At 39.9% G+C, this 9,324-nt stretch carries 11 protein-coding genes; 5 read left to right on the forward strand and 6 right to left on the reverse strand.

Features of this window, described 5'->3' with window-relative positions:
* Window positions 1-4 precede the first annotated feature (4 nt).
* The gene (locus tag CWS20_RS14745; RefSeq protein WP_066189071.1) at window positions 5-664 is read right to left on the reverse strand and encodes a site-2 protease family protein; all 660 of its coding nucleotides are present in this window, start codon (window positions 662-664) and stop codon (window positions 5-7) included.
* Between the two features lie 327 nt (window positions 665-991).
* Between CWS20_RS14745 and thmT the strand changes: the two genes are divergently transcribed.
* A complete protein-coding gene (gene thmT / locus CWS20_RS14750) occupies window positions 992-1,177 on the forward strand; it encodes a 2-hydroxymuconate tautomerase (RefSeq protein ID WP_066189068.1) in 186 nt (61 codons plus the stop codon).
* Window positions 1,178-1,227: 50 nt separating this feature from the next.
* On the opposite strand, the gene CWS20_RS14755 is transcribed toward thmT, so the two are convergent.
* Window positions 1,228-1,737 carry a YwgA family protein gene (locus tag CWS20_RS14755; RefSeq protein WP_066189065.1) on the reverse strand — a complete coding sequence of 170 codons (510 nt, stop codon included), beginning with the start codon at window positions 1,735-1,737 and terminating at the stop codon, window positions 1,228-1,230.
* Between the two features lie 54 nt (window positions 1,738-1,791).
* Window positions 1,792-3,093 (reverse strand): HD domain-containing protein, encoded by a 1,302-nt coding sequence (locus CWS20_RS14760; RefSeq protein ID WP_066189063.1) that lies wholly within the window; start codon window positions 3,091-3,093, stop codon window positions 1,792-1,794.
* 551 nt (window positions 3,094-3,644) lie between these two features.
* Between CWS20_RS14760 and CWS20_RS14765 the strand changes: the two genes are divergently transcribed.
* On the forward strand, window positions 3,645-4,385 hold the full coding sequence (locus CWS20_RS14765; protein ID WP_066189060.1) for an RsfA family transcriptional regulator: 741 nt from the start codon (window positions 3,645-3,647) through the stop codon (window positions 4,383-4,385).
* A 47-nt stretch (window positions 4,386-4,432) separates the two neighbouring features.
* Here CWS20_RS14765 and lipL read toward each other — a convergent pair whose 3' ends face one another.
* Both lipL and pta read right to left on the reverse strand, forming a co-directional pair.
* On the reverse strand, window positions 4,433-5,269 hold the full coding sequence (gene lipL / locus CWS20_RS14770) for an octanoyl-[GcvH]:protein N-octanoyltransferase (RefSeq protein ID WP_066189057.1): 837 nt from the start codon (window positions 5,267-5,269) through the stop codon (window positions 4,433-4,435).
* A gap of 173 nt (window positions 5,270-5,442) precedes the next feature.
* Window positions 5,443-6,420 (reverse strand): phosphate acetyltransferase, encoded by a 978-nt coding sequence (gene pta / locus CWS20_RS14775; RefSeq protein ID WP_066189055.1) that lies wholly within the window; start codon window positions 6,418-6,420, stop codon window positions 5,443-5,445.
* A gap of 342 nt (window positions 6,421-6,762) precedes the next feature.
* On the opposite strand from pta, the gene hemQ reads away from it, so the two are divergent.
* The 3 genes from hemQ to gerQ all read left to right on the forward strand — a co-directional run bounded on the left by hemQ (window position 6,763) and on the right by gerQ (window position 8,629).
* Complete coding sequence (gene hemQ, locus CWS20_RS14780; RefSeq protein WP_066189053.1) at window positions 6,763-7,515, forward strand: hydrogen peroxide-dependent heme synthase; 753 nt, start codon at window positions 6,763-6,765, stop codon at window positions 7,513-7,515.
* A 169-nt stretch (window positions 7,516-7,684) separates the two neighbouring features.
* On the forward strand, window positions 7,685-8,107 hold the full coding sequence (locus tag CWS20_RS14785) for a cell wall hydrolase (protein ID WP_066189049.1): 423 nt from the start codon (window positions 7,685-7,687) through the stop codon (window positions 8,105-8,107).
* Between the two features lie 30 nt (window positions 8,108-8,137).
* Window positions 8,138-8,629 (forward strand): spore coat protein GerQ, encoded by a 492-nt coding sequence (gene gerQ, locus CWS20_RS14790; RefSeq protein ID WP_066189046.1) that lies wholly within the window; start codon window positions 8,138-8,140, stop codon window positions 8,627-8,629.
* 139 nt (window positions 8,630-8,768) lie between these two features.
* Here gerQ and CWS20_RS14795 read toward each other — a convergent pair.
* The coding region (locus CWS20_RS14795; protein ID WP_158237008.1) for an ABC transporter substrate-binding protein at window positions 8,769-9,324 on the reverse strand (556 nt) is incomplete at its 5' end.

Below are 9,324 nucleotides of genomic sequence, written 5' to 3' on the forward strand. Positions count from 1 at the left end.
TAGTTTATCTTATAAAGAGCCATTCGAAGAACGCTGTAAGTCCTCCGCCTAATGACGGCAGGATTGTGTTAAATACTGGGCTGATCGTGTATTGGCTTAGAGGCGTAATCACTAATATGATGAAAATAAGCGAGCCATACACTTCATATTGAGTCATCTTTGCGCGCAGATTAACTGGAACTAAATCCGCAATGATTCTGTAGCCATCGAGTGGCGGAAGCGGCAAAAGATTAAACACAAACAGCATGAGATTAATCCAGAAAAATATACTTAAAAATTGAGGTATTGCGCTTGGCAATTGACCAGCGAGTCCTAAACTTATCATCGCATACCCAAAGATAAGCGCAATAATAGCCAAAATTAGATTGCTGAGCGGACCAGCAATTGATACGCATACACCGGAAAGCCTCGGCTTTTTAAAATAAAAGCGATTAACCGGGACCGGCCTCGCCCATCCGAAGCCTGCAATAAAGATAAGAATGGTTCCAATTGGATCCAAATGCTTCAGCGGATTTAATGTTAGTCTTCCTTGATTTTTCGCTGTCGGGTCTCCGAATTTATAAGCGACAAACGCATGAGCTAATTCATGTACCGTAAAGGCAATCATTAATGTGATGGCTACATAAGGAATATCCCTAATTGGATATGCTAAAAATTGTTCCACGCCTCTATCTCCTTTTTATAGCTAGTAGGAAGATTAAAACTTCATAATCGCATGTAGGTCTCATTTCTTATATTTTCTACTAGTAATTGAAACTGAGGCATCCGCCGCAAAGACTTGGTGAATACCATGTTTTTCTTACCCCTATCTACATCCATATGTAAAACCATGTATGAGTTATTCATAATAAAGTATACCGCATTATCCAATCAATGTGAAAACATGCATAGACGATATTTTCGTTCTTGAATAATTTAAAAAAATGTGAAAAACTATAAACAATTGCCGTAAGAACGGCTCTATACATATCCAATCAAAGGAGGCTCCACAATGCCATACGTTACAGTAAAGATGCTCGAAGGACGCACAGAAGAACAAAAAAAAGCACTCGTTGAAAAAGTAACAATCGCTGTCAGCGAAACAACAGGTGCACCAAACGAAAACATCACTGTCTTCATAGAAGAAATGAGCAAAAACCACTACGCAGTAGGCGGAAAACGACTAAGCGACAAATAAATAGAGGTACCTGTCACCTACAAATTTCGACAAAGACAAAGCCCGACCTGTTAGTGGGTTCGGGCTTTGTGTTTTAGTTGGGTGATGTATTCGTAGGCTTGGTTGATTTCTTCTTCGGTATAGCGCTGTTTGCTTTTTAGGGTGAAGATTTTTTCAGCTACTTCTTCTTTTGATAGATTGTCAAAGTAAAGGACAGTGGATACGAGCTCAAGGAATCTTGCAGATTGGCTATTCATATGCTCGAGGCAATCTTCTAAATGAGGCATTGATACTTCATTTAAGTTTAAAAACTCTGCACCCGATTCAGTTAAGGTATACCGGTATTGGAAGTAGCCCCCCTTCTTCTCTCTTACTTCGTTGAGAAATCCCATATTGCAAAGCTCTTCTATTCTTAAAGTTAACTCTTCGGAATACGGGCCGTAAAAGTGAAAGGCAAACTTTTCATGAAAAGGATAATCAATCTTTTTCGCGATATATATCATTTTCTGCAGCTTTTTTCGGCCGATTATTTCATTGGAGGCTGCAATGGCATGCATGATTTTTGCGTGATCTTTCAGCAAAGTGATTCATCTCCTAGTCTATTTATTTCCATATTCATTGTTTTAGCAGCAGTTCTATTCTAGTTCAAGCAGCTCGCGAATCTGCCTTTTAATTTGCGGATGGTTACGATCATCATAAATAACATTTGCTGGATAATATAGCTTATGATCTGTTCTTCGTTTTCCGGAAATGGCATCTACAATGGATGATTCACGGGAAAGCTCGCGAATATCACCATTTTTCAATTGTAAATGAATAGGCAGGCGCTCCTCTTCTTCACCCGGACGGTAGAAATCATACGGAAGGTCTGAGGAGGAATCGACAACAAGATAATATTCTGGGTCAATGCCCGCTTTCTCAAAAAGCTCTGAAAGCTGCGTTAACTTCTTATATTCCTTTGCAGGATCAAATTCCGTATATTTAAAAAGGTTGCGGTCTAGAAAACGGCAGGCTAAATCGCGAAGGATATCGTCTTCCTCTTCCTGCCACATTTGAAAATAATAAAGGATGATAGCTTCATCCAGCTTAATATAGTCATTTACCGTCATTTCGCCTTTAAACAAAGAATAAAAATGAATCGGTTCATGTTTAAACTTATAGTTCGCTTCATATAAATCTTTTGCGCGGTGGAGGATTTTTGTTAAAATCACCTCTGCACTTCTTGTAACCGGGTGGAAGTATACTTGCCAATACATTTGGTAGCGGCTCATTATGTAGTCTTCGACGGCGTGCATGCCGCTTTGTTTAATTACGACTTGATCCTCTCTCGGCCTCATAACTCTCAAAATTCTCTCCATATCAAAATGGCCATAGCTAACACCGGTAAAATAGGCATCACGCTGTAAGTAATCCATGCGGTCCGCATCAATCTGGCTGGAAATTAAACTGACAACGAGCTTATTCTTTGAGGTTTTTGCAATAATTTCCTCCACTTTACGCGGAAAATCCTCTCCCGCCCGCTGCAATACTTTATTTACTTGTGTATCACCAAGAATAATTTCCTTTGTAAAATTTTCGTGGTCGAGGTTAAATACCTTTTCAAACGAATGCGAAAAAGGCCCATGACCTAAATCATGAAGAAGCGCTGCACATAAGGCGAGCAAACGATCATCATCATTCCATTCCTTACGCCCCTTAAACACATCATCAGATATTCTTCTCACAATCTCATAAACACCCAGAGAATGATTAAATCGGCTGTGTTCAGCACCATGGAATGTTAAATACGTAGTACCGAGCTGCTTAATTCTTCTAAGCCGCTGAAATTCTCTTGTGCCTATTAGATCCCATATAAGCCTGTCCTGTACATGAATATAGCGGTGTACCGGATCTTTAAATACTTTCTCTTCGCTCAGTTTTTCTGACGAATATGCCATTCTCGCACCTCCGCTTCTACAATGGCTTATCGATTAACCAAATATGTATAAACATATGAAGTATATTAACATTTGTAATTATTTTTAAACATTGATATTTATTAAATACTTAATTCATTATAAAAATTGCCAATGTTAATGCCACTTTTCTAAGACAGCAAGGCAGTAATGCTTTCTATATTATAGCTTTCCCGCCGCAAGGTTTCATCCCATTTTTTTGAAATTATCGCATGTATTATGCCTAAAAGGCTTTAGGGTGGGAATGAAAAAGATCTAAATTTTTTTCGACAATTTTAAATGAAAACGAAAATATTGTACATGCTTTATGATTTTAAAAGCAATATGTAAACAGTTGAATAATTGGCATATAAAACCATACCTATCTATTAATAAATCGGGTTTTCGGCTTGTTTAATCAGAATCACACCAACAAGAGCTAATCTCCATTTCAAAAAAATCTACTATCCTTTTAATCATCAAATGTATAAAACCTCGCATTCTTGACAATCCTTATTTTAAAGCATAATAAAACCTTTTAGGGAGTTGGAAATATGAAGTTACGACAGGATGCATGGTCAGAGGAAAATGATTTATTATTAGCAGAAACCGTACTGCGCCATGTAAGAGAAGGAAGTACACAATTAAACGCTTTTGAAGAAGTTGGAGATAAGCTCAATCGCACATCAGCGGCTTGCGGTTTCCGCTGGAACGCAGTTGTCCGCCACCGATATGAGAAAGCTCTTCAACTAGCAAAAAAACAACGGAAACAAAGACAAAGAATGCTTGGGAAAGATCAGGGTGGAAAGAAAAAGCTCCTTTATTCTCCGCCAGTGCCAACGATGGAAGAAGTGGAAATGGCTATCGAGCCTGTGAACGATTTATTATTTGAGGATACATTGGAAGCATCGTATTCAGAGGTGCCTGAACCTGAAACAAAAACGGTGCAGCCCGCTATGGCTTATGCTGGCGTAGCAGATGATGCGCCAATGAGCATGGATAAAGTCATCGCATACTTGGAATCTTTAAATCACTCGAGTATTAAACTCGATATTTTAAAAAATGAGAATGAAAGACTGAAGCGGGAAAACGCAGATATTAAACGAAAAAACAGCGAACTCGAAAGCAAAATAGGCAAGCTCGAGCAAAATAGCGTGACAATTCAGGAAGATTACGAGACGTTAATGAATATTATGAACCGCGCTCGTAAACTGGCAATACTTGACGATGAAGAGCGTCCTGCAACAAAGTTTAAAATGGACCGCAACGGTAATTTAGAGAAAGTTGCAGAATAACTGTGAAACAACAATAAAAGCCGCGACAGTCATGTCCGCGGCTTTTATTATCCTAATATCTTCTCGTTTCTTTCCACGACACGCTCATAATAGCTTTTAAACATTGGCACTTCTTCAGCTGTTAGCTGGCCGGCAGAAATGCGTCCGCTTACATTTTTAAGCGCTCTTAAAAATCGAAGCATCACATCTTGAATCGACAATTCCGTATTCAATAGTTCAGACAGAGAAGCCATTACATCCGGATCAACATCTGGATACGTAAACTTCGTCTCTGCCTGCCTCTTGCCAATGCTGTAAAACTCCTTTATTAAAGCGGCCCGCTCACTTCCGCTGCCATCCACACAAAGATAGATTTGCACCGCTACCCCTTTGCGAAGCCGCCTTTGTGATATACCGGCAAACTTCTGATCGCCGATGCTGAGATCGTAGCTTCCCGGACAGTAGGAACGAACAATTTCCTTCGCTTCTATTTCAGCAGAAAAATCAGCAAACATTTCTTTTATGAGCATCCACATCGCATCATAGCCACGATTAATATCTATCCCTTTTTCATTTTCCGGAAATACAAGCGTAATATTGAGCACACCCTCATCCAGTACTACTGCTAGTCCGCCTGAATTTCTAACAATCACATCATAGCCCTGCTCTCGCAAATATTGGATGCCTTCCTGCAAATGAGGGAGCTTCGTATCTTGAATTCCAAGCACGACTGTTTTATCATGCACCCAGCTTCTTGCGGTCGCCGGCGCCAACCCTCCGCCAACTGAGGCACAAAGTGTATCATCCATGCCAAAAGATTGTAATGCACTTATATAAAGAGCTGAAACAGACTGATCAATGATCCGCCAGTCATCCTGCTTCAATAAATCCAATAAGTCTTCCATTTCTAGCTCTCCTTCAACATTTATTAGCCAGAATTATTATAGCAATTGATGTTGAAAATAGGAAGTTCGCTTGAATTAATTCAGCTGCATCAATAAAACCTGTGGCTCTTAAATAAAAAAAAGCTGCCCAAATGTGATTTTTATCGACTAAATGGACAACCTTCCAATATTTCCTATTGATTTAATGCCTGAGCAGCTGTAATTAAAGCCAGCTTATAAACATCTTCCTCATTGCATCCTCTTGAAAGATCGTTCACTGGCTGGTTAAGCCCTTGCAGTATTGGGCCAACTGCTTCAAAATTCCCTAAACGCTGAGCGATTTTATATCCAATATTGCCCGCTTCGAGACTAGGGAAAATAAATACGTTTGCTCTTCCTTCAAGCGGTGACGCCGGTGCTTTCTTTTCGGCAACTGCTGGAACAAAGGCTGCATCAAATTGAAGCTCTCCATCAATGACTAGCTGAGGCTCTCTTTCTTTTGCTACCTGCACTGCTGCAATGACCTTCTCTGTTTCCGCTGACTTCGCTGATCCCTTCGTTGAAAAGCTGAGCATGGCAACGCGAGGGTCGATATCAAACATGCTTGCAGTCTTCGCGCTTTCAATAGCGATTTCAGCTAATCCCTGGCTATCTGGTGCGATATTAATTGCACAATCTGCAAATACGTACTTTTCCTCTCCGCGAACCATGATAAAGACACCTGACGTTCTTTTTACGCCCTCTTTCGTTTTGATAATTTGCAGGGCCGGCCGCACGGTATCAGCAGTTGAATGCGCTGCACCACTTACGAGCCCATCCGCCTTATTTGTATATACGAGCATCGTTCCAAAATAATTTTCATCAAGGAGAATTTTCCGCGCTGCCTCCTCTGTTGCTTTGCCACTTCTTCTTTCAACGAATGACTGAACTAACTCCTCCATCAGCTCATAATTAGCGGGATTTAATATAATCGAAGAGTGAAGTGAAATTCCTAGTTGCTTCGCCTTCCCTTCAATTTCTTCTTTGTTTCCAATAAGTATCGGTGTAATCATTTCCTCCGCTGCAAGGCGTGCCGCAGCCGTTAATATTCTTTCATCTGTACCTTCTGGAAAAACAATTTTCATCGCTTGGCTCGCAACTTTATCCTTTATACTTGTAAATAGTTTGCTCATCCAATCTCCTCCAAACTTTATAAAAACAATATCTCTATTCATAGAGCATGAATTCATACTCGAAAAGCTTGCTTTAAAACACATATTGCACTTAAAAATAAAAACAAAACCTTCTAGTCCATTACAATATGACATCAACAAAATAGCAAGTGAACAGGTAAATGTCCCTTTTTTCAAAAAATTTACCTGTGTTTAACAAAACTTTACTATTTTATAAATTATCCAATTTAGTTGGAGACTAATCAGAAAGTCAGCTGTTCAAGTTTTATTCACATGTTCTATGGCTAAACTATGGTATAGTAAGGGTGTTGATTATAGTACATAAATGAGGGAGCGATTATAATGAGCGAAGCAGCTAAAACTTTGGATGGCTGGTATTGTTTGCATGATTTCCGTGCAATTGACTGGACTACTTGGAAAATGATTTCAAGTGACGAACGTGAAGCAGCTATTCATGAATTTCTTTCACTAGCGGACAAATGGAACACCACTCAATCTGAAAATAAAGGCAGTCATGCCCTTTATACAATTGTTGGTCAAAAAGCTGATTTTATGATGATGATTTTAAGACCTACAATGGAAGAATTGAATGAGATTGAAAACGAATTCAATAAGACGAAGCTTGCAGAGTATACAATCCCAACATTCTCTTATGTTTCCGTTGTGGAATTGAGCAATTATATGGCGGGAGATTCAGATGAGGATCCATATGAAAATCCTCATGTGAAAGCAAGACTTTACCCAATTTTACCAAAAGCAAAATATGTTTGCTTCTACCCAATGGACAAGCGTCGCCAAGGCAATGATAACTGGTATATGCTTCCGATGGAGGAGCGCCGCGAATTGATGCGCAGCCACGGAATGATTGGCCGTACATATGCCGGGAAAGTCAAGCAAATCATTACCGGATCTGTTGGGTTCGATGATTATGAGTGGGGCGTAACACTATTCTCTGATGATGTCCTTCAGTTTAAAAAGCTCGTTTATGAAATGCGCTTTGATGAGGTAAGTGCTCGCTATGGCGATTTTGGCGCCTTCTATGTAGGAAATATTTTAAGCGAAGGCAGCGTCCGCAAATTTTTACATGTGAATTAATTGGTTAACAAAACTCTCACCATTAGACGGTGGGAGTTTTTTATTTTTCTTCTTTTAAGGTCATAAAAAAACAGGCCCCTACATAGGTATAAATAGTGAGTTTATAAGAACAATCCTATATTATCCATTCACCATTCAACATGATAAGCAAAAAAGAGAGGTGAATTTAATGGGTGTCATTCCTTATACCGAGGAGGATGTAAAGCTTTTGGCCAGGTTGATTCGTGCCGAGGCCGAAGGGGAAGGGAACCTGGGCATGATGATGGTAGGAAATGTCGGTGTAAATAGAGTTCGTGGCGATTGTCTTGATTTTCGCGATATCCGGTCTATCAGACAAATGGTATTTCAAAGTCCAGGTGGCTTTGAAGCAACACAAAAAGGATATTTTTATCAGGCTGCTAGACAAAATGAGCTAGACCTAGCAAGAAGAACGATAAAAGGCGAAAGACAGCACCCAGCAAGCAATGCTTTATGGTTTTTCCGTCCAGGTGGAGCTTGCCCTGAGCAATGGTACAATCAATGGAATTCTGGACGCTATAAAGCTCACTGCTTCTATATACCGACTCAAGCTGATTGTCCGACAGTCTATTAATTTTAAATGAATCTTCAGGAGGGAAGAGTTATGACTCAACAAAATTATCCTTATTATGGATACCCGCAACAACGACAACAACCACAACAACAGCAGTACAATCAGAATGTCCAAAAAGTCCAACCGCAAGCTTATAATGGGCAGCCTGCTCAAGGTGCCTACCCTACTGCACCAATAGGAATTATGATTCCGACACAAGGGGTTCCAACTTCATCAGGACCTCAAGTACCGGGCATGCTGCCATTAGAGCAATCTTTTATAGAAAATATTCTCCGGCTTAATCGTGGGAAGCTTGCAACAGTTTATACAACTTTTGAAAATAATACCCAATGGAATGCGAAGGTTTTTAAAGGCATTATTGAAGCAGCTGGCAGAGACCACCTAATCATTAGCGATCCTGAAACTGGCGTAAGGTATTTAATCCCGATGATTTACTTAGACTATGTAACTTTTGATGAAGAAATAGAGTATGATTATCCACATGGTAGCGGGCAGGGAATGGTTCAGTACACACCTAGATAAATAGAGTCACCCTTTAAGTAGTCATTTTGACTACTTTTTATTTTGCCTGCTGGCTGCCTTTTTCTTTTAAGCCTCAATCGTAATTTCAATGTAAAAAGCTAACCACTCATTTTTCGACGTGGTTAGCCTATGCGCTCGATTAATTAAACAGCTCAGGGTAAGCTGCTTCTGCCAAAATTTCTACTGCTTCACCGATTCGCGGCCCTGGACGGGACATAATATCGCTATCAAGCAATTTCACTTCCTCGGCTTCCACTGCACTGATTTGATTCCAGCCTTTTCGGGAGAGGATTTCTTCAACTGGATTTTCTACATAGCCAACAGTTGTTGTGATTAATTCAGGATTTCTGTCGATAATTTCTTCTTCAGAAAGCTTAATCCATCCTTCCATATCCGCAAAGATATTCTCTACGCCTGCTTTATTCATCACTTCCTGTTGGAAGGTGTTCTTTCCTGTAGTATAGATGTCTGGCGCAGGACTGATTTCAAAATAGACTTTTTTCTTTTCATCGACTGAAGCAATTTTTTCTTCGACTTCCTTGAGTTGCTTCTGGATTCCATCAATGATTTCATCGCCTTTTTCTTCTTCACCCATAACTGCTGCGATTTGTTCAATGTCACCGTACACATCATCAAAGGATAGGGCAGATTCAATAACAAAAACAGTAATACCTGAGTGAACTGCACCCCAATTG

Origin of the sequence: Cytobacillus horneckiae (assembly GCF_002835735.1) — a bacterium.
In the GTDB taxonomy this organism is placed as follows: Bacteria; Bacillota; Bacilli; order Bacillales; family Cytobacillaceae; genus Cytobacillus; species Cytobacillus horneckiae.